Source organism: Methylobacterium sp. NFXW15 (assembly GCF_049887755.1).
Classification (GTDB): domain Bacteria; phylum Pseudomonadota; class Alphaproteobacteria; order Rhizobiales; family Beijerinckiaceae; genus Methylobacterium.
The window spans coordinates 15,345-35,595 of record NZ_JAGEKG010000007.1 but is presented as its reverse complement, the minus strand read 5'-3'; the positions used below and the strand labels follow the sequence as shown (position 1 = coordinate 35,595).

Genomic DNA, 20,251 nt, shown 5'->3' with positions numbered 1-20,251 from the left:
ATCCGATCCAATTAGCGAGGCAAATCGGAGCACGCAATCCCGGCCGGGCTGCTCCCCTCTCATTGGATCAGTCAACATGTCCGTCGTTATCGCCTTTCCCTCACGCTCCGCGCTGGTTTCGCGGCCGAAGGAGCCCGGCCTTCCATGGCCTGCCCTGTGGCTGCGCCGGTTGCGCGACCGCCGCGCCCTCGCCATGCTCGACGCCGATCAGATCCGGGACGCGGGGCTCGATCCGCTGGCCCTTCGCGAAGAGGTGCTGAAGCCGTTCTGGCGCGCATGAGAGATTTGTGACGCGTGTCGGTCGACAAAACCGGCACGCTCGTGTAGGAGCCCGGCCAACTCACAACAGGATCGCCGAAATCCTGGTGCTCGCTGCCCATGAGGGTAGACGGGCGCGACGGCTGGAGCATTGCCATGAACATCATCGAGCAGCTGGAGCGCGAGGAAGTCGCGCGCCTTGCCAAGACCATTCCCGATTTCGAGCCGGGCGATACGGTCATCGTCAACGTCCGCGTGAAGGAAGGCGAGCGTACCCGCGTCCAGGCCTATGAGGGCGTCTGCATCGCCCGGTCCGGCGGCGGCCTCAACGAGAGCTTCACGGTCCGCAAGATCTCTTACGGTGAGGGCGTCGAGCGCGTCTTCCCGGTGCACTCCCCGATGATCGATTCGATCAAGGTGGTCCGTCGCGGTAAGGTGCGTCGCGCCAAGCTGTACTACCTGCGCGACCGTCGCGGTAAGTCGGCCCGTATCGTCGAGCGCGTCGACCGGTCCGCCAAGCCGGCCAAGGAGGCCAAGGCTCCGGCCGCCGCCGAGTAATCGGCTGAGACATCGGGGTGATCACGCGATCACCCCTTTCGAACCCGCCCGGCGCGCCGTGGCGGGTTTTTTCATGGTCTCGCGTTCGATGGCCTTGGGTCAGGGATGCCGCGCCAGGGCGAGACCGATGCCCGCGCCCAGGAAGAAGCCCGCACCGATGCGGTTGCGCCGCCGCTCCGGCATGGCCGCGAGCGAACGCAGCCGTCCTGCCGCCAGCGCCCATACCGAATCGAGCATGAGGGACAGGGCGACGAAGGTCGCGGCCAGCATCACGAGCTGCCCGAAGGCCCCGGAACCCGGTTCGACGAATTGCGGAAGGAAAGACCCGAAGAACAGCAGCGTCTTCGGGTTCGTCAGGGAGACAAAGAACCCCTTGGCCACGCTGCGCCCAGCCCCGTCGGGCTGCGGGGCCGCAGCCTTCGGCCGCGCCCGCCACGCGTGGAACGCCAGCAAAACGAGATAGGCGACGCCGAACCAGCGCAGCATCTCGAACCAACGGGCCGACATTTCGAGGAGGATGCCGGCGCCGAGGACGACAACCGTCAATTGCAGCACCATGGCCAGGGCGGCGCCGAAGACGGTCGCCAGCCCGGCGCGGATGCCCTGGCTGATGCTGGTCGCGAGGATCAGCGCCACGTTGGGGCCGGGCAGGAGAATCAGCCCGACCGAGGCGCCGACGAAGGTAAGGTAAAGGGAGAGGGACATGGACCTTCGGCGAATCGTTTCGCCGAACCTATCTCACTGCCGGAGCCATCCGAAGGGTCAGCGGCGCAGGGCTTCCAGCACCTTGCCGCCGGGGCGGCCGGTAGCAGGCATGCCGAGCCTGCGCTCGATGTCCTTGATCGCGTCGCGGGTTTTCTGCCCAACCTTGCCATCCGGCTCGCCGACATCATAGCCCATGCTGGTGAGGCGCACCTGCAGGTCACGACGCTCGGCCCGGGACAGGGGCGGATCATCGGTCGGCCACGCTGTCTGTACGCCCGGACGCCCGCGCAGCCGGTCGGACAGCACCGCAATGGCGAGCCCGTAGGATTCGGCGGCGTTGTAGGAATAGATCGCGTCGAAGTTCTTCGTGACGAGGAAGGCCGGGCCGCTTGCCCCCGCCGGGGCGAGGATACCGACTGGTCCCTCACCCGAGAGCGGACGACCGTCGAGCCGGGTGACGCCGAGCGACGCCCAATGCGAGACCGGCTTCTTGTTCTTGCGACCGGCGGCGGCGGTGTTGAAGCCCGAGGGAAGGCGGACCTCGTAGCCCCAGGGCTGGCCGTTGTGCCACTTGGCGACATGCAGGAAGTTCGCCGTCGAGGCCACGGCATCGGCGACCGAATCGACCACGTCGCGGCGACCGTCGCCGTCGCCATCCACCGCAAGCCGCTGGTAGGTGGTGGGCATGAACTGGGTCTGGCCGAAGGCGCCCGCCCATGAGCCGGTCAGCCGCTCAGGCGCGATATCGCCCCGGTCGATGATCTTCAGGGTGGCGATCAGCTCACCCCGGAAGAAGTCCCGGCGGCGATTGCCCGAACAGGCGAGGGTGGCGAGCGACTGGACCAGCGGCATCTTGCCGAGGTTCTTGCCGAAATTGGATTCCACGCCCCACACGGCGGCGATGGTGTAGCGATCGACCCCATAGCGAGCCTCGGCGCGGGCCAAGGCGTCGGCATGCTGGCGCATGGCGGCCCGCCCGTCCTCGACGCGCTCGTCATCGACCAGGGCCGCCATGTAGTCCCAGATCGGCGTCTTGAACTCGGGCTGCGCCTGCGAGAGCTCGATCACCTTGTCGTCGTAGGAGATGCCCGCCGTCGCGGCTTCGAAGGCCCTACCCGACACGCCCGCCGCAGCGGCCTGGGCACGGATGCCGGAAAGGCACCCGTTGAAATCGGCCAGGGCGGGCGACGCCGAGACACCGGCGAGGAGGCTCAATGCGAGGGCGAGCCCCGTTCCGTTCGGCGGCTTCGGCATGGCTGTCGTCCTCATGTCGGCAGTCGGAATCTGGGCGCGGATTCAGGCGACATGAGGGTTAACGAAGGATGACGGCGCTCGCCCCTGCGAGCGAGCACCGGCCAAGTTGAGCTACCCCCATCGACAAAATCCTGGTCGTCATTGCTTCGCTGCGCTCGCAAGGACGGGGGCTGGTGAGCCGACTTGGTCGGCTACGGCTCTACGCCCACTCGCGTTCGGCGAGCTTCTTCTCGTAGGCGTCGATGGACGCGCTCCGCTCCAGCGTGGTGCCGATCTCGTCGAGGCCGTTCAGCAGGGTGTGCTTGCGGCCGGGCTCGATATCGAAATGCAGGGTGCCGCCATCCGGGCCACGGATGGTCTGCGCATCGAGGTCGATGGTCAGGGTGGCGTTCGCACCGCGCTCGGCATCCTCGAACAGCTTCTCCAGATCCTCCGGCGCGACGCGGATCGCCAGGATGCCGTTCTTCGCGCAGTTGTTGAAGAAGATGTCCGCGAAGCTCGTGGAGATCACGCAGCGGATGCCGAAATCGGCCAGCGCCCAGGGGGCGTGCTCGCGGGACGATCCACAGCCGAAATTGTCGCCCACGACGAGGATCTTGGATTGGCGATAGGCCGGCTGATTCAGGATGAAGTCCGGGTTCTCCGATCCATCCTCACGGTAGCGCATCTCGGCGAACAGGCTCTTGCCGAGGCCCGTGCGCTTGATTGTCTTCAGATACTTGGCGGGGATGATCCGGTCGGTATCGACGTTGATCGTCCGCATGGGCGCGGCGACGCCCTCCAGGGTCGTGAACTTGTCCATCGTCTTCTTCGAGATCGGCCGGGTTTCTGGAATCGCTCCGGTGTAGCAGCCCCGTGCGCGGGCCGGAAGATCATGCGAATTCTACCGCATGCTCCCGGCGCAGGGTGCCGTCATGGAGTGCGGAGGCGACGAGGGCGCCCGCCAGTCCCGCTCCCACCAGGGCGCGAAGGTCCTGCGGTCCGCGCACGCCGCCCGCAGCATAGACCCGGCTTCCCGGCGCCCGCGCTTGCACCGCCATGAGCGCCGAAAGATCCGGCCCGGTCCCGGCGCCGACGCTCGCCAGGGTCATCGTGATGACGTCGCGCGGCCACAGCGAGGGATCGTCATGCAGGCTGTCCGGGCCGAGGCGCTCGCCGCCCCGCGTGTCGAGAGACAGGACGGCTCTTTCGCCGACGCTCGTGACGAGGGCCGAATCGGTCTGGCTCTCGCTGCCGATCACCGGGCGCCCGAGACCCTCGGCCAGGAAGCTTTCCACACTCTCCCGCCGGGAAAAGCCCGCATCGACCCAGAGGTCCAGGCCGGGACAGGCGGCGGCGATGGCGCGAAGAGAGGCGAGATCCGGCGCGGCGCCGTCGATGATCGCATCGAGATCGGCCACATAGAGCCGTCGCGCGGGCCATGCCCGGAGCAGTCCCGCCGCGATGACGCCGGGCTCCGAGCCCTTTGCCAAGGGCGTCTCGATCGGGGCATACGAAGCGCGCTCGCCCCGGCGCGCACGGACCACGCGCCCCCCGCGCAGGTCCAGCACCGGAATCACCGCGAAGCCGTCTCGTCCGGCCGCGCCCCCTGCTGTTCCGAAATCCGTCATCCGCGCATGTCTAACGCCAAAACCATCGGGTGGGACCTCGGCGGGGTCCACGTCAAGGCGGCCCTCATCCATGACGGGCGCGTGCAGGAGGCGGTCCAGGTGCCGTGCCCTCTATGGCAAGGCGTCACCGCACTCGATGCCTCTTTGGCGCTCCTGCCCGATTGGGCACGGGAGCAGGCGTACCACGCCGTCACCATGACCGGCGAATTGACCGATTGCTTCGCCAACCGGACGGCGGGCGTGGCTGCCCTCGCGGGCTGGGCCGCCGAGCGGCTGAAGGGACAAGTCGCGATCTTCGCAGGGCGCTCCGGCTTCGTTGCCCCCGGCGAGGCGGCCTCCCACGCCTTCGATATCGCCTCCGCCAATTGGTACGCCACCGCCGCCCAGATCGGCCGCATCGTCCCGGATGCGCTCCTCGTCGATATCGGCTCGACCACCGCCGACCTCATCCCGATCGTCGCCGGGCGTCCCGCCGCGACGGGCTATAGCGATGCCGAGCGGCTCGAGACGGGGGAGCTCGTCTATACCGGCGTCGTGCGCACGCCGCTGATCGGCCTTTGCGACCACGCGCCTTTCCGGGGACGACGCACGCGACTGATGACCGAGACCTTCGCCCATGCGGCGGATGTCTACCGCATCCTGGGTGACCTGCCGCCGGAGACGGACCAGCAGGGCACGGGCGACCGCAAGGGCAAATCCGTGCCGGAGAGCGAGACCCGCCTCGCCCGCATCATCGGCCGTGACCGGGAGGAGGGCGATTCACACGCCTGGTCTGCCCTCGCGGCGCATTTCGCCGAGACGCAGTTACGGCTTCTGTACGATTCAGCCTCCACCCTGCTGTCGCGCCCCGACCTGGCGCCGGAGGCACCCCTGGTGACCTGCGGCGCGGGCGCCTTCGTCGGCGACCGGCTCGCGGCCCGGCTCGGACGGAAACGGACAGGGCTCGCCGAACTCCTGGCCTCGCGGGCCGGGGAGGCGGCATCAACCTGGATCTCGACTTGTGGGCCGGCCGTGGCGGTCGGCCTCATCGCGGAGGACACCACTCGATGAGCGCCATCAAGATTCTCGCCCGCGTGCTGGCCATGCGCGTCGGCCCGCATATCGAGTTGGCGGTCGAGTCCGAAACCGGCGAAGTGCTGAAGGTGCTGGCCACAGAGGATCAGGTCGACCGGCTCATCGACGAGCTGGAAGATCTCCTCAATTCGCCCGCCGGGCCGGACAACGACGAGCCGCCGGAAGCCGCCTGATCAACGAGAAAGGGCCGCCGCGGGGATACCGCGGCGGCCCTTTTCTTGTCCCGAAGGAAACGCGCCTCAGGCGGCAGTGCGCTTGCGAGCTTCCTGCTTCGTGTCGACGCCCGAGGCTTTGATCTCGGACAGCTTCTGCGCGACGTTGCGCGAGAAGACGAACTCAGCGGGGCGCTGGTTTACGAGGCTGACATCGGGGGCCATGTCGCCCTCGGTCTTGATGCCGCGCAGCATCTGAACGACTGGCTTCCACGGCTTACGGACCGAATCGACCACCGAGGACGCCTCGTAGCCCGAGTGGACCATGCAGTCGGCGCACTTCTCGTAGTTGCCGGTGCCGTAGGAATCCCAATCGGTGGATTCCATCAGCTCCTTGAACGTCGCGGCATAGCCTTCGCCCAGGAGATAGCAGGGCTTCTGCCAGCCGAAGACCGTACGGGTCGGGTTGCCCCACGGGGTGCAGTGGTAGGTCTGGTTACCGGCCAGGAAGTCGAGAAACAGGCCCGACTGCTGGAAGGTCCACTTCTCGCGGCCCTTCTCCTTGCCGTGACGGAACACGCCGCGGAACAGGTCCTTCGTCGCCTTGCGGTTCAGGAAGTGCTGCTGGTCGGGAGCGCGCTCGTAGGCGTAGCCGGGGGAGACGGTGATGCCGTCGATGCCCATCCGGGTCACGCTGTCGAAGAAGTCGGCGATCTTCTCCGGCTTCGAGTTGTTGAAGAAGGTGCAGTTGATGGTGACGCGGAAGCCCATCTCCTTGGCCTTCGCGATGGCAGCGACAGCCTTGTCGTACACGCCACGCTGGCACACCGACTGATCGTGCATCTCCTTGTCGCCATCCAGATGGATCGACCAGGTGAAGTACGGGCTCGGCTTGTACTCCTTGATCTTCTTCTCGAGGAGGAGCGCGTTCGTGCAGACGATGGCGAACTTCTTCTGCGCGATGATGCCTTCCACGATCTGCGGAAGATCCTTGTGGAGAAGCGGCTCACCGCCCGCGATCACCACCACGGGTGCGCCGCACTCACGAACCGACTCGAGAGCCTCGTCCACCGGCAGGCGCTTGTTGAGGATCTCCTCAGGGTAGTCGATCTTTCCGCAGCCGGCGCAGGCCAGATTGCAGCGGAACAGGGGCTCCATCATCATGACGAGCGGGTAGCGCTTGCGGCCCGTCAGGTGCTGCTTAAGGATGTAGCCGCCGATCTTCGCGACGTACCGGAGGGGGATACCCAAGTTGCGGCTCCTTAGTTTCGTCGGCCCCGGAAGACCGGGGTGCTTAGCGTGATAAGTGTTCGATTTCCAGCAACGTAGCTTGGAACTGTTCTCAAACTACGGGGCCAGAGGTGTCCGTAAACTCTTTAGTCCGCGGCTGACGCATCGGCGCCACAGGCGCACGCATAGCTGATGCCACGGCGCGGCAACCCGGACGATGCGCGACTTCCACGCGCACAATGCGTCGGCATTACGACCATTTGGCCCGATTGGGCACCCACGATCCTATGTGCAGTGCGGCAGCGCACCCCTGTGGCCAGAAGGTGACGCGGGGGCGCCTCGCGTTGCAATCCTAGGCTCGCGTCTTTACTGAGCCTAGCGACCGCGCCGCAAGATGGCGCCGGACGCGGGGGAACCTCGCGCCGGTTGCCGGTTTGCCCCGCGCGTGGTCCCTCGGCGACCATGGGTCCGACGGTCTGTGACCGCTTCGGCCCTGCATGCGTTTCCCGGAACGAGAGGAACGGCCCGTCGGGCCGGACGAACTGGCAGGGTACTCGTGATCGAAGGTCTCGTCGCGTCTTCCGTCCGCTTTCGCTGGACCGTCATCGCCCTCGTCGCACTGATGACGGTGGCGAGCGCCGGTATCGCCGTTCACCTGTTTCGGATCAACACCGACGTCGAACGGCTGATCGATCCGAAGGAGCCCTGGCGCCAGGACGAAATCGCGTTCGAGAAGGCCTTCCCGCAGCGTTCGAATCTGATCGTCGCCGTGATCGACGGCCAGACGCCGGAGGAGACCGAAGAGGCTGCCGCTTCCCTGACTCGCGCCCTGTCCGAGCGCAAGAACCTCATCGAGACCGTCTACCGGCCTGATGGCGGCCCGTTCTTCGACAAGAACGGCCTGCTTCTCATGCCCCAGGCCGAGCTGGAAAAGACGCTCGAACAGCTGACCCAGCAACAGGGCCTGCTCGGGCCGCTTGCCGCCGACCCGTCGCTGCGCGGCATCATGCGCGTGCTGACGCTGGGCGCCCGTGGCGTGAAGTCCGGCGATGCCACGCTCGCCGACCTCGACAAGCCGATGGCGCAAATCGACACCACGCTACAGAAGGTGCTGAAGGGCGAACCGGCCCGTCTTTCGTGGCAGGCGCTGCTCGCGAATGGCGAGACCCGTGTCACCGACAGGCTGAAATTCGTGATGATCCAGCCGGTGCTGGACTTCAACGCACTGGAGCCCGGCTACGAGGCGACGCGGATGATCCGCGAGGTCGCCAAGGATCTCAAGATCGACGCCGCCAACGGCCTCAGGATGCGTCTCACCGGCCCCGTCGCCGTGGCGGACGAGGAATTCGCTACTCTCTCGCAGGACGCGCTGCTGAACAACAGCATCATCGTCGGCGCGATCGTGCTGTTCCTCTGGCTCGCCCTGCGCTCCGGGCCGCTGGTCATCGGCGTCATCATCACCACCTTCGCAGGGCTGATCGTGACGGCAGCGCTCGGCCTGCTTCTGGTCGGCGAATTGAACCCGATCTCGGTGGCCTTCGCCGCCCTGTTCGTCGGGCTCGGCATCGATTTCGGCATCCAGTTCTCGGTGCGCTATCGGGCCGACCGATATGAACAGCCGACGCTACAGGCCGCCATCCGGGCCGCCGCACGGGGTGTGGGCTGGTCGCTGACGCTTGCCGCCGTGTCGCTGCTCGCGGGCTTCTTCGCCTTCCTGCCGACCGCCTTCCGCGGCGTGTCCGAACTCGGCCTCATCGCCGGTGTCGGCATGATCGTGGCCTATCTCTTCTCCCTCACGCTGCTGCCCGCGCTCATCGCGGTGTTCAAGCCGAAGGGCGAGAAGGAGGCGGTCGAGACCAAGTGGCTGGTCGGCGTCGATCCCTGGATCATCCGCAATCGCAAGCCGATCCTGGTCGCGGTGGGCCTCGTGACGCTGGCGGGCACGCCGTTGCTCTACTGGCTGCCGTTCGATTCGAACCCGATGCATCTGCGCAGCCCGAAGGTCGAATCGATTGCGACCTATCTGGACCTGATCAAGAACCCGGAGACGAGCCCCAACGTCATCGACGTGCTGGCTCCGAACGTCGCGGCCGTGCCGGAACTGTCGAAGAAGCTCGGCGCCCTGCCGGTGGCGAGCTCCGTGAACAGCATCGACACGTTCGTCCCCCCGGATCAGGACAAGAAGCTCGCGCAGATCGCCGACACGGCGCAATTGCTCGACCCCGTTCTGAACCCGGCCCGCAAGCCGCCGCCGCCGACCGATGCGGATAACGTGAAGGCGCTGAAGGACGCGGCGACCGCGCTCAAGGCCACCGGGGAGGAAGCCAAGGCGGGCACGCAGGGCGCGGACACCGCCAAGCGTCTCGCGGGCACCCTGAATACCCTTGCGGATGGCCCGGTACAGAAGCGCGAGGCCGCCTCCGTCGCCCTCACCAAGGATCTGAATCCGCTCCTGGCCCGCCTGCGCGACCTGCTCCACCCGGAGAAGATCACGCTCGAAAACCTGCCGCCGCAGCTCAAGGCGGATTGGGTGTCGGCCGACGGCCGGGCGCGGGTCGAGATCCACCCGAAGGGCGATTCGAACGACGACGAGGTTCTGCGCAACTTCGCCAATGAGGTGCTGAAGGTCGCCCCGCACGCCACCGGCGCGCCGATCTCGACCACCCGCTCGACCTACACGATCCTCGGGGCCTTCATTCAGGCGGCCATCACCGCCCTGGTGCTGATCTTCGTCATCCTCACGGTTGCCCTTCGCAAGCCGTGGGACGTGGCCATGACGCTCGGCCCGCTGGTCGTGGCGACCCTGTGGACGCTGATGGCCATGAAGATCATCGGCATGCCGCTGAACTTCGCCAACATCATCGCCCTGCCGTTGATGCTCGCGGTCGGCGTGGCCTTCCACATCTACTACGTGATCGCGTGGCGGGCGGGCGTGACCGACATGCTGGCCTCCAGCCTGACGCGGGCGATCTTCTTCTCCGCGATGACGACCGGCAGTGCCTTCGGCTCGCTGGTTCTGTCGAGCCACCCGGGGACGGCGAGCATGGGCGAACTGCTCGCCCTGTCTTTGTTCTTCACGCTGCTCGCCGCTTTCTTTGTGGTCCCGGCCACCCTCGGCGAGCCTCCGGCTCAGCCCGACCGCAACCGCCCCGAAGGCGATTCGGCCGGTCGCGGACCCGCCTTCGGCCAGCACAAGCCCGAGACCGTGGCGGTGAAGTAGACGCAAGGCGCGCGGATGATCCTCCGCGCGCCTCTTCTGCCGTCGCCTCTCTCAGTGGCGCAGGCGCCTACAGAAAGTCCGAAAAGCCGCCCCTGACTGCGCCGGAGGCCCGCGCCGCCGCCACACTGGCTGGCGCGATGAGGGCATCGCGCTCTTCGGCGTAGAGATAGCCCGGTGCCTCGCAGGGGAAGCCGCTGCCGGTGGCGGGGTGGGTGTAGAGTTCGGTCAAGCCATCCGGCAGATGAGCGAGCAGCCCTGCGACGCGCTTCGGCGTCATGGCGCCCGACCATGCAAGTCCCAGTGTCCGGTCGGGGATGAGCAAGCCCGCCTGCTTAGCGCGGACGGCGAGCAAGGCCGCCCAGGGGGCGATGTCGAGGGCGGCGCGAGGACGGGCGCCGGGTTCGGCGCGGCGCAGGATCTCGCGCGGCTCGCGCGGCACCCGCAGGGCGCACATGCCGTAACGACGGCCGATCCGCAGCACGGCGCCCGCGATCAGGGGGTGGACGTGAAAATGCTTGTGAGCGTTGACATGATCGAGGGGTAGGCCGGTCGCCCGGTAGGCCTCGAACTGCGCCTCGATCTCAGCGGCCAATTGGCGGCGAGCCGCGGGGCGGCGGGCCATGTCGAGCCCGAGCTTGGCCATGTCGGCCCGCAGCAACCCGTCCGGCCCGGCCAGATCCGGCAGGTCGGCGGGCGGCAGGGTCGGCCATGCCTCGACCAGGACGAGATGGAGACCGACCCTCAGGGAGGGAAGGCGCTTGGCCCGCGCCACCGCGTCGGCGGCGGCGGGAGCCGAGACCATGAGGCTGGCGGTGGTGAGGATCCCCTCACGGTGCGCCTGCTCGACAGCCTCGTTGACCTCGGTGCTGAGCCCGAAATCATCCGCGGTAACGACCAGACGCTTCACGGTGACCTCGTCATGGGTGTCGAGAGGGCAAGCCCTCTCGCGGGTCCAGGGCGGAGCCCTGGGAGAAGAGGCGGGGCATTGACCCCGCACTCCCCGCCGGGGCCTTAGGCCCCGAACCCCGGACTTTACGCCGCCTTGGCGGTGCCCTGGCGCTCCTTGAGGAAGCGATAGAACTCCACGCCCTCGCGGAGGCGGCGCTTCATCATGTCCGGCGAGCGCACCATCTCCGACACGATGGAGGCGATCTTCGGCGCACGGAAGTAGAACTTCTTGTAGAACTCCTCGACCGAGGTGAAGATCTCGGTGTGGGACAGGTGCGGGTAGTGCAACGGGGCGACCTGCACGCCGTTCTCATCGACGAGCTCGGCGTTCTCGACGTCGAGCCAGCCGTTCTCCACCGCCTGCTTGTACAGGAAGGTGCCGGGGTAGGGCGCCGCGAGCGAGACCTGGATCGTGTGCGGGTTGATCCGCTTGGCGAAGGCGATCGTCTCCTGGATCGTCTCCTTCGTCTCGCCCGGCAGGCCGAGGATGAAGGTGCCGTGGATCGCGATTCCAAGGTCGTGGCAATCCTTGGTGAACTTCTCCGCCACCTCGACGCGCATGCCCTTCTTGATGTTGTGAAGGATCTGCTGGTTGCCGGACTCGTAGCCGACGAGGAGCAGGCGCAGGCCGTTCTCCTTAAGCACCTTCAGGGTCTCGCGCGGCACATTCGCCTTGGCGTTGCACGACCACGTGACACCGAGCTTGCCGAGTTCGCGAGCGATTTCCTCGGCGCGCGGCAGGTTATCCGTGAAGGTATCGTCGTCGAAGAAGAACTCCTTGGTCTGGGGGAATTCCTTCAGGCAGTATTTGATCTCCTCGATCACGTGAGCGACCGAGCGCGTCCGGTAGGTGTGACCACCCACGGTCTGCGGCCACAGGCAGAAGGTGCAGCGGCTCTTGCAGCCACGGCCGGAGTAGAACGAAATGTAGGGGTGCTTCAGGTACCCGATGAAGTACTTCTCCATCTCCAGGTCGCGCTTGTACACGCTGGTGACGAAGGGAAGCTGGTCCATATCGGTCATGATCTCGCGGTCCTCGTTATGGACCACGGTGCCGTTGGCATCGCGATAGGACAGGCCCTTGATCTCGGACATCGGCTTACCGTCGGCCACGTCCTTGACGGTGAAGTCGAACTCGTTGCGGGCGCAGAAATCGACCACCGGGGCCTGGGCCATGGCGCCGGCGGCGTCCACGGCGACCTTGGCGCCGATCAGACCAGCGATCAGCTTCGGGTTGGCGGCCTTCAGCGCCTCGATCGTCTTCACGTCGGACTTGAAGGACGGCACCGAGGTGTGGAGCACCACGAGATCGAAGTCGTTGGCCTGGGCCACGATCTCATCGAGCTTGATGTTGTGCGGCGGCGCGTCGATCAACTTGGAGTTCGGCACCAGGGCGGCGGGCTGCGCCAGCCAGGTCGGGTACCAGAACGACTTGATCTCGCGCTTGGCCTGGTAGCGGGAGCCCGCGCCGCCGTCGAACCCGTCGAAGGTGGGGGCCTGGAGGAAAAGCGTGCGCATGGGGTTCAAGGCCTCAATGCTGAGCCGGGTGGGCGGGGTCGGGCGGATCAAGCGGTCGGAGCCCCGGCATCACGGCCGAGGTCTGCGTCGGGGATCAGCGTACCGTCCGCAACCACGTGATAATCGTGACCTTTCCATGTCACCGACCCCGAGAGGAAGGCACAGGAGAAGTTCATGAAGGAGAGGATGTCGCGAATCGGCAACAGCCAGTAGGCGTGCGGCGGCAGGCCGAAGGCCCGTTCCACCTGGCGGCAGAGCACGATGCGGCAGGCCAGCGCGGTCGCCGCCATGGCCAAGGCCACTGTGCCCGCCCCTGGAAGGGTCGCGGCGATGAGCGCCAGCGGGAAAGCGTGCGTGACGACCGAACCGGCATAACCGGCCGGATCGACCGTGCGGATCGTGCGGTTCCAGCGCAGCTCGTGCTTCCACATGCCGTGAAGCTCGGTATCGACGCAGGTATGACCGATGGTGAAGTTCGGGATCGTCACACGACCGCCGAGGCCGCGCAGGGCGGCGCCGATCGCGTAATCATCGGCGAGGTCGTTTCGGAAACGGCGGAAGCCGCCGACCGCGTCGAGGCTTGCCCGGGTGAAGGCGACGGTGGATCCGAAACAGGGCTTCGCAAGGCCGAGGCTCAGGCCCATCACCACGTTCGGCAGGAACTGCACGTCGATGGCGAGCGCCGAGAGCTGCCCCATGGCCCCGGGGAAGGCCGGGACGCCGTGATAGAGGCAGGTGACACCGCTCACGCCCGGCTGGGCCAATTCCGTGGCGATGCGCTCCAGATAGTCCGGCGCGACCACCATGTCGCTGTCGGCGAGCACGATCACCGGATGGGCGATCCGCTCGGACATGTTGATCAGGTTGGAGACCTTGCGGTTCGAGCCATGCTGGCGCGCATCAACCACGAGGTCGATATGCGCCTGCGGGTAGGCCTCGCTGAGCGCCCGGACCACGCCGATCGCCGGATCGCCCACGTTCTGCACGCCGAAGACGATCTGCACCGCACCGGCATAATCCTGGCGGAGCACCGTTTCGAGGTTTTCGTAGAGGTTCGGCTCCAGCCCGCAGAGAGGCTTCAGCACCGTCACCGCGGGCCGCTCGCTCTTGGCGGGCAGGGCGGGCACGCGGCGCGCGCCGTAGCGTCCGACGAAAAAGGCCGCCGCGAGACCGTAAAGGCAGCCCGCGCCCGCCACCACGAGGCAGAGCGGCGAGAGCCAGAGCAGCGCCTGCGACGCCAGGGTGGTGAAATCCATCCGTTGGGTCCGTGAGGTGTCCGGCCGCCTGCTGCGGCGTTGCGAGCGGCTACTGACCGGCCTTGGCGGGGGCGGGCTTCGCGGGGGTGGCGGCCTTGGGAGCGTCCTTCGGAGCGAGCATGCCTTCGGCACGGTCGTTGAGGAACTTCACGACCCCGTCCGCGCCGCCGCTGGCGAGGGGCTTGGACAGCATCGTGCGCTGGGCCGCCATCTCGCTCACGTCGCCGTTCAGGAGCACGTCCTGCACCCTGTCTTCCGCGTTGACCACAAAGTCGACAGCGGATTCGTCGTCGTTGGCGGTAGTCACCTTGGTCGGCACCACGCGCTGCGAGCCGCGGGTCTCGACTTTCGGCATGACGTCGAATTTACCGCCCGCCGCTTGGCTGAGACGGTTGGCATAGGTGACGGTCAGGCTGCGCTTCAGCGCCTTGGTCACGGCCTCCTGCTGCTCCGGCGTGAAGCCGGACCATTTCGAGCCGACGGCGATGCGAGCCATGGCCGGGAAATCGAACACCTTGTCGATGGCCGGGCTCACGGCCTCCACGCGGGCGGGGAGGGGGCCCGCGCCGTCCTTCACGGCGGCGGAGAAGGCAGCGTAGAGGTCGCGCACGTTCTGGATCGCCGTCTCGTCACCCGCGAAGGCGGGGGAGGCGAGGAGCGGCGCCAGAGCGAACGCGACGGCGAAGCGGCGGATCAGGCGCACTTCTTCAGGTCCTTCTCATCCAGCCGGGCGACCATGCGCGGCGGAGCATAACTATAGAACGGGCCCAGGGTGGCCGGCTGGGGAACCGGCTTAGGGCGGCGGGTGAGACCCGTCACCCTCCCCTCGTTCTGATCGGCCTCTTCTTCGCCACGGGCGCGCAGACCGGCTTCGATCCGGTGCCACAGCCAGAGGCTCGGCAGGCCGACGCCGATATCGGCGAAGCGCTTCACCAGGGAGAGGGCGAGCGCAGCCTCGGCGGGGATGTTGAACATGCCACAGAGGGCGATCAGGCCACCTTCTTGTGCGCCGAGCGCACCCGGCACGGCAAAGGCCGCGCCGCGCACCGCCTGGGCCAGACTCTCGATCACGAGCGCGTGGCTGAAGTCGACTGGATAGCCCATGAAGTGCAGGCACACGTAGACTTCAGCGGTGCCGATGATCCAGCCACCGAAGTGGATGGCGATTGCCGCGGAGACGCGACCGCGCTCGCCGTAAAGGCGGCGCAGTCCGTCATAGAGCTGGTCGATCGCGCCGAGCGCCCGCCACTCGCGGCCCGAGGCGAAGCGGCTGAGGAGCGCCTGGATCACCCGGTGACCGGCCCGGCGCTGAATCAGGTAAAAAGCCGCAAGAGCGGGCACGGCGAGAGCCACGCCGCCTGCCACCGTGCGGGTGACCGGGCCGTCGCCGACGAGCCAGATCACCAGGCCGAGGCCGAGAATGGTGAAGATCAGCTGCGTCACCGCCTGGGTCATCAGGTCGACGAACATGCTGGCGCCGGCCATCGCGCCGGTCACGCCGCGCTTGGCGAGCAGCCGCGCGCCCACGAAGTCGCCTCCCACGGTCGCGACCGGCAGAAGGGTGTTGATGCCCTCGCGCACGAAGCGCAGGGAGACGCAGTCACGCAGACGGGGCTGCGAGCCCACGGGGAACACCACGTGCCAGCCCAACCCGGCCCAGGCGACAGCCAGGAACCGTGCGAGCACGACAATGAGAGCGCCCCATCCGGCGCTCGCAACGGCGGCCGTCACGTCCTCCAGACCGGAGGACGCCAACAGGCCCACGACCGTGCAGAGACCGGCAATCGAGGCCAGTGTCGTGAGACGCTTCATCTTCGTCTTTCAAGCTCGCAAATGGCTTGATGCGGGAAATCGGTCACGGTCGCGGCGGAAATAGGTCGGTGCGACCCCGACACGTTGTTACGCCACGTTGCAGCATGGATGAGCCGTGTCTATCACCCGTTTGCTACACCAAAGGGCAAAGCGGCTGACGGGTCTGACGTCCCGGACACGAGACCGCGAAACGTCGCAGAAGGGGCACACGTCATGGACCGCGAATCACCCATCACGGCCGCCGAAGCCGTGAACGAGGCCGCGCGTGTCGAGGGTTACTCCTCCACGCGCGAACCGTCTGTTCCCTCGCCGACTTCGCCGGTCATGGCGTGGAACGAGTGGGATCCGCTGGAGGAGGTCATCGTCGGCTCCCTCGACGGCGCGACGATCCCCACTCACCACCTCACGGTCATCTTCAACCTGCCGCGTGCCGCGCAGCCCTTCTACCGGCTTGCTTCGGGCTGGAAATATCCGAAGTTCATGAAGAAGCTCGCGCAGGCCGAGCTCGACAACTTCATCACGATCCTCGCGGGCGAAGGCGTCAAGGTGCGCCGCCCCGACAGCGTGGACTTTTCCCGTAAATTCAAGGCGCCGCGCTGGTCTTCGCGGGGATTCTGCGTGGCCTGTCCGCGTGACCCGTACCTCGTCATCGGCGACGAGATCATCGAGAGCCCGATGTGCTGGCGCTCGCGCTACTTCGAGGGCGATGCCTATCGTTCGCTGTTCAAGGAATACTTCCGCAACGGCGCCCGTTGGACCTCCGCCCCTCGCCCGCAGCTGACGGACGATCTCTACAACTACGATTACCGGGTGCCGAACCTGAAGGCCGGCGAGCCCATGCAGTTCACGGTGAACGAGTTCGAGCCGGTCTTCGACGCCGCCGACTTCGTGCGCTGTGGCCGCGACTTGTTCGTCACCCGCTCGAACGTCACGAACCTGATGGGCATCGAGTGGCTGCGCCGTCACCTCGGCCCCGGCTTCCGCATCCATGAGATCGAGAGCCGGTGTCCGCAGCCAATGCACATCGATTCTTCGTTCATGCCGCTGGCACCGGGCAAGGTTCTGGTGAACCCGGACTACGTCGACATCGAGCGTCTTCCGGCCGTGCTCAAGAAGTGGGATGTGCTCGTCGCCCCGCGCCCCGACCCGGTCGAGGGCTTCATGAGCAAGATCTCGATGTGCTCGCCCTGGACGTCCATCAACGTTCTGGCGATCACCGAGAAGAAGATCGTCGTCGATCAGAGCCAGCCGACGCTTATCAAGGCGCTCAAGGATTGGGGTTTCGACCCGATTCCGGCGCCGTTCCTGAGCTACGGCCCGTTCGGCGGCTCGTTCCACTGCGCCACCCTCGACGTCCGCCGCCGGGGTACGTTGCAGTCGTACTTCTAGCGCGCCACGTCATTGCGAGCGCGAGCGAAGCTATCCGGGGCAGCGGCCCGTTCTACGGCTGTCGCGGATCCCTGGATTGCTTCGCGTTGCTCGCAATGACGATGAGGGCATGAAGGGCGGGGTGTTCACTGCCCGATCCCCGCGATCAGAGCCTTATTGAACGCCTCGGGCTCGGACATCTGCGGGGCGTGGCCGGAATCGGGGAATTCCACCAACGTTGCGCCCGGGATCGCCTTGGCGGCGGCCTTCCCGAGCTCGGGGTAATTCCCAAGGGTCGGCCGCACGTCCGGCGGGGCGAGATCCTTGCCGATGGCGGTGTTGTCCTTCTGGCCGATGAGCAGGAGCGTCGGCACCGCGATCTGCGGGAAGCGGTAGACCACCGGCTGCGTGACGATCATGTCGTAGAGCAGCGCAGAATCCCAGGCGACGGCCTCCTTGCCCGGCCCCGCGTTGAGCCCGGCGAGCATCTGCACCCAGGGCTCGTACCGGTCCTCCCAGCGACCCGAATAGTAGGTCGCCCTCTCGTAGTTGCGGATCGACTCGGCCGACGTCTTCAATTCACGCTCGTACCAGCGGGCGATGGAGATCGGCGGCAGGCCCTTGGCGCTCCAATCCTCGAGCCCCACGGGATTCACCATCACCAGCCGTTCCACCTCCTTCGGGTAGAGGAGGGCGTAGTGGGCGGCGAGCATCCCACCGGTCGAGTGCCCGACGACGATGGGCTTGGCGATGCCGAGTTTGTCGAGGAGCGCGTGGGTGTTCTCGGCGAGTTGGCGGAAGCTGAACTGATAGGCACCCGGCTTGCTCGACTTGCAGAAGCCGATCTGGTCCGGGGCGACGACGCGGTATCCGGCACCCGTCAAGGCACGGATCTGTCCCTCCCAGGTGGCGGCGCAGAAATTCTTGCCGTGCAGAAGCACCACCGTGCGCCCATTGGGCTTGTCCGGCTTCACGTCCAGATAAGCCATCTGCAACGGCTGGCGTTGCGAGGTGAATGCGAACCGTTCGACCGGGAACGGATAGTCGAACCCTTCGAGTTCCGGGCCGTAGGCCGTCTCGGCCCGGCAGGGCAGGGCGGCGAGGCTGAATGCGAGAAGGGCCGGTGCGAGAGCGAGACGGGGCATGAGCACTCCGGATGGGGTCGCCTCATCAGATCGCCCTATAAGAACGGGAGGAAAGCCCCTCCCGGACAGATCCGATGCTCCGATTTCTCATGCTTGCCACGTGTCTCGCGGCTACGAGTCTCGCGGCCACACCCTCTGCGGCGGCCGATGCGTGCGACGTGCTGACCGCGAAGGTGATTCGCGTGACGGGTGCCGCCCTCGCAGGGCGGGCGGGCTCCTATGCCGTGTTCCGCGCGCAGGATGCCGAGCGCATGAGCCTCGATTGCCGGATCCCGGCGCGGATCACCCTCGCCTCCCTCGATCGTGAACCGGGCCGGGCTTATTTCACGCTGGTCGGGCTCGCCGCGCGGGCGCTGACCGGCACGGACGCAGGGCGGGCCGAGGTGCTGGCGCTGAATCTCCATCAGGACAGCCTGCTCGCCGACGCCCCCAGGCGGGGCGCCACCGGCCGGGCTCTCATGCTGTGCGAAACCGGCCCCCGCCACGACGCCCTCGCCGGGGATCTGACCGTTTGCCGGATCGTTCCTACCGCTCTTTCGCGGCGGCGTCATGCCGGTTAGACCCGCGCCATGTCGAACTTCCGCTCCGGCCCGGTCGTGCGTGCGCGCGACACCGCCTTCGCCAATCACCTGCCGCTCTCGCTGATCGCGGGGCCCTGTCAGCTCGAGGGCCGCCAGCACGGCCTGGAGATCGCAACCGCACTCAAGGAGTTGGCGGCCAAGCTCGGCATCGGGCTCGTGTTCAAGGCCTCGTTCGACAAGGCTAATCGCACCTCCGGCGGCGCGGCACGCGGCATGGGCCTCGACGGAGCGCTGCCGGTCTTCGCCGAGATTCGCGAGAGCCTCGGCTTGCCCGTCCTCACCGACGTCCATGACGCGGCCCAGTGTGCTCCCGTGGCGGAGGCCGTGGACATCCTGCAGATCCCGGCCTTCCTCTGCCGCCAGACCGACCTGCTGCTCGCCGCCGCCGCCACGGGGCGAGTGGTGAATGTGAAGAAAGGTCAGTTCCTGGCCCCCTGGGACATGAAGCATGTCGCCGCCAAGGTGACGCAGGCGGGCAACCCGAACGTCATCGTCACCGAGCGGGGCGCCTCCTTCGGCTACAACACCCTCGTCTCGGACATGCGTAGCCTGCCGATCATGGCCGAAGTCACGGGCGGTGCGCCTGTCGTGTTCGACGCGACCCATTCCGTGCAGCAGCCCGGCGGGCAGGGGGGCAGTTCCGGCGGTCAGCGGGAATTCGTGGCCGTCCTTGCTCGCGCGGCGGTGGCGGTGGGCGTGGCGGGCGTATTCATCGAGACGCATCCCGATCCCGACCGAGCCCCCTCCGACGGCCCGAACATGGTCGCCCTCAAGGACATGCCCGCCCTGCTCGAACAGCTCATCGCCTTCGACCGGCTGGCGAAGGGGCTGTAACGCGACGCCTCGTCAAGCGGCGGGCACCAGCACGTGGATCCTCAAGGGTTGGACCAGAGCGAAGCGCCCGTCCGCCGTCTGTTCGACAGCCCCGGCGAAAGCGGCCTCCGCCTCCGAGCGGCGCTCCTGGATGGCATCGGCGCGGGCCGGATCAACCGCGGTGACGCGAGCGAAGAACGCGTCGATATCCGCGAAGCTCTCGTGCCGCTCGACAATCACCTCGCGCTCGCATGAGACTCGCCCCTGAGCCATGGCCTCGGCGATGGCGGCCTGTGCGGCGGCGCGGATCTCCGTCTCATCCTCAATGGGCTTGAGTGCGTCGAAAAAGGTGCCCGAGGCCAGCGGCTCGACGATGACGAGGCGGCATCCCGGCCGCAACACCCGGGCCGCCTCCGTGAGGGCTTTCACCGGGTCGGGGACGTGGTGCAGCGAATTCAGCATCACCGCCCCGTCGAAGGTGTCATCCGGGAAAGGCAGGGTTTCGGCCGAAGCTGCCTCGAATCGGGCCGCCGGAACGGCTTTCCGCGCCTTGGCGAGGGCGTCCTCGCCGGGATCGATACCCGTAATGTCGGCTCCCTCCTCGGTGAGCGCGCGGGCCAATGAGCCCGTGCCGCAGCCGATATCGAGCAGGGCCTTCCGGGCCAGCGGCGCATAAGTCTCGCGGATGAGCGTGAGGGCGTCCATCGAACCGGGCTCCGGCGGCGCGGTGCTGTCGCGCCTCATCCCCT

At 67.0% G+C, this 20,251-nt stretch carries 20 protein-coding genes; 8 read left to right on the top strand and 12 right to left on the bottom strand.

All coding sequences use genetic code 11. The annotated features are described in order from the left end of the window. Positions 1-76 precede the first annotated feature (76 nt). Both J4O73_RS16535 and rplS read left to right on the top strand, forming a co-directional pair. Positions 77-280 carry a DUF1127 domain-containing protein gene (locus J4O73_RS16535; RefSeq protein WP_426219050.1) on the top strand — a complete coding sequence of 68 codons (204 nt, stop codon included), beginning with the start codon at positions 77-79 and terminating at the stop codon, positions 278-280. Positions 281-414: 134 nt separating this feature from the next. Further along, the gene (rplS, locus tag J4O73_RS16530; protein ID WP_426219048.1) at positions 415-816 is read left to right on the top strand and encodes a 50S ribosomal protein L19; all 402 of its coding nucleotides are present in this window, start codon (positions 415-417) and stop codon (positions 814-816) included. Between the two features lie 99 nt (positions 817-915). Here the strand turns inward: rplS and J4O73_RS16525 are convergent, their stop codons facing one another. The 4 genes from J4O73_RS16525 to J4O73_RS16510 all read right to left on the bottom strand — a co-directional run bounded on the left by J4O73_RS16525 (position 916) and on the right by J4O73_RS16510 (position 4,385). Further along, complete coding sequence (locus tag J4O73_RS16525) at positions 916-1,521, bottom strand: LysE family translocator (RefSeq protein WP_426219046.1); 606 nt, start codon at positions 1,519-1,521, stop codon at positions 916-918. Positions 1,522-1,578: 57 nt separating this feature from the next. Continuing rightward, the gene (locus J4O73_RS16520) at positions 1,579-2,775 is read right to left on the bottom strand and encodes a lytic murein transglycosylase (RefSeq protein ID WP_426219044.1); all 1,197 of its coding nucleotides are present in this window, start codon (positions 2,773-2,775) and stop codon (positions 1,579-1,581) included. Between the two features lie 199 nt (positions 2,776-2,974). After that, positions 2,975-3,577, bottom strand: a complete 603-nt coding sequence (leuD, locus tag J4O73_RS16515) for a 3-isopropylmalate dehydratase small subunit (protein ID WP_426219042.1) — start codon at positions 3,575-3,577, stop codon at positions 2,975-2,977. A gap of 70 nt (positions 3,578-3,647) precedes the next feature. Next, a complete protein-coding gene (locus J4O73_RS16510; RefSeq protein ID WP_426219041.1) occupies positions 3,648-4,385 on the bottom strand; it encodes a HisA/HisF-related TIM barrel protein in 738 nt (245 codons plus the stop codon). Between the two features lie 6 nt (positions 4,386-4,391). Here J4O73_RS16510 and J4O73_RS16505 point away from each other — a divergent pair, with 6 nt between their 5' ends. After that, positions 4,392-5,435, top strand: coding sequence for a hydantoinase/oxoprolinase family protein (locus tag J4O73_RS16505; RefSeq protein WP_426219039.1), 1,044 nt, complete (start codon positions 4,392-4,394; stop codon positions 5,433-5,435). Next, complete coding sequence (locus J4O73_RS16500) at positions 5,432-5,632, top strand: hypothetical protein (RefSeq protein WP_378974370.1); 201 nt, start codon at positions 5,432-5,434, stop codon at positions 5,630-5,632. The genes J4O73_RS16505 and J4O73_RS16500 overlap by 4 nt, the downstream gene beginning before the upstream one ends. A gap of 66 nt (positions 5,633-5,698) precedes the next feature. On the opposite strand, the gene hpnH is transcribed toward J4O73_RS16500, so the two are convergent. Further along, positions 5,699-6,862, bottom strand: coding sequence for an adenosyl-hopene transferase HpnH (gene hpnH, locus J4O73_RS16495; protein WP_426219036.1), 1,164 nt, complete (start codon positions 6,860-6,862; stop codon positions 5,699-5,701). Between the two features lie 535 nt (positions 6,863-7,397). On the opposite strand from hpnH, the gene J4O73_RS16490 reads away from it, so the two are divergent. Continuing rightward, positions 7,398-10,061: an MMPL family transporter gene (locus tag J4O73_RS16490; RefSeq protein ID WP_426219035.1), complete on the top strand. Its 2,664-nt coding sequence runs from the start codon at positions 7,398-7,400 to the stop codon at positions 10,059-10,061. A 67-nt stretch (positions 10,062-10,128) separates the two neighbouring features. Here J4O73_RS16490 and hpnK read toward each other — a convergent pair whose 3' ends face one another. The 5 genes from hpnK to J4O73_RS16465 all read right to left on the bottom strand — a co-directional run bounded on the left by hpnK (position 10,129) and on the right by J4O73_RS16465 (position 15,595). Continuing rightward, positions 10,129-10,968 carry a hopanoid biosynthesis-associated protein HpnK gene (gene hpnK, locus J4O73_RS16485; protein ID WP_426219033.1) on the bottom strand — a complete coding sequence of 280 codons (840 nt, stop codon included), beginning with the start codon at positions 10,966-10,968 and terminating at the stop codon, positions 10,129-10,131. Between the two features lie 125 nt (positions 10,969-11,093). Further along, a complete protein-coding gene (gene hpnJ / locus J4O73_RS16480) occupies positions 11,094-12,527 on the bottom strand; it encodes a hopanoid biosynthesis associated radical SAM protein HpnJ (RefSeq protein WP_378974362.1) in 1,434 nt (477 codons plus the stop codon). 47 nt (positions 12,528-12,574) lie between these two features. Continuing rightward, complete coding sequence (gene hpnI / locus J4O73_RS16475; protein WP_426219031.1) at positions 12,575-13,783, bottom strand: bacteriohopanetetrol glucosamine biosynthesis glycosyltransferase HpnI; 1,209 nt, start codon at positions 13,781-13,783, stop codon at positions 12,575-12,577. 49 nt (positions 13,784-13,832) lie between these two features. Next, complete coding sequence (locus tag J4O73_RS16470; protein WP_426219029.1) at positions 13,833-14,486, bottom strand: MlaC/ttg2D family ABC transporter substrate-binding protein; 654 nt, start codon at positions 14,484-14,486, stop codon at positions 13,833-13,835. Continuing rightward, on the bottom strand, positions 14,477-15,595 hold the full coding sequence (locus J4O73_RS16465) for an HpnL family protein (RefSeq protein WP_426219027.1): 1,119 nt from the start codon (positions 15,593-15,595) through the stop codon (positions 14,477-14,479). The genes J4O73_RS16470 and J4O73_RS16465 overlap by 10 nt, the downstream gene beginning before the upstream one ends. A 213-nt stretch (positions 15,596-15,808) precedes the next feature. On the opposite strand from J4O73_RS16465, the gene J4O73_RS16460 reads away from it, so the two are divergent. After that, positions 15,809-16,984, top strand: coding sequence for an amidinotransferase (locus J4O73_RS16460; RefSeq protein WP_426219025.1), 1,176 nt, complete (start codon positions 15,809-15,811; stop codon positions 16,982-16,984). Between the two features lie 125 nt (positions 16,985-17,109). Here the strand turns inward: J4O73_RS16460 and J4O73_RS16455 are convergent, their stop codons facing one another. Then, entirely contained in the window at positions 17,110-18,108 is a 999-nt protein-coding gene (locus J4O73_RS16455) for an alpha/beta fold hydrolase (protein WP_426219023.1), read from the bottom strand. 89 nt (positions 18,109-18,197) lie between these two features. On the opposite strand from J4O73_RS16455, the gene J4O73_RS16450 reads away from it, so the two are divergent. Together J4O73_RS16450 and kdsA are read left to right on the top strand one after the other, a co-directional pair. After that, positions 18,198-18,668, top strand: a complete 471-nt coding sequence (locus J4O73_RS16450) for a hypothetical protein (RefSeq protein ID WP_426219021.1) — start codon at positions 18,198-18,200, stop codon at positions 18,666-18,668. A 9-nt stretch (positions 18,669-18,677) separates the two neighbouring features. Beyond that, positions 18,678-19,523: a 3-deoxy-8-phosphooctulonate synthase gene (gene kdsA / locus J4O73_RS16445; RefSeq protein WP_426219019.1), complete on the top strand. Its 846-nt coding sequence runs from the start codon at positions 18,678-18,680 to the stop codon at positions 19,521-19,523. 12 nt (positions 19,524-19,535) lie between these two features. Here the strand turns inward: kdsA and J4O73_RS16440 are convergent, their stop codons facing one another. Further along, entirely contained in the window at positions 19,536-20,207 is a 672-nt protein-coding gene (locus J4O73_RS16440; protein ID WP_426219018.1) for a class I SAM-dependent methyltransferase, read from the bottom strand. Between the last annotated feature and the right edge of the window lie 44 nt (positions 20,208-20,251).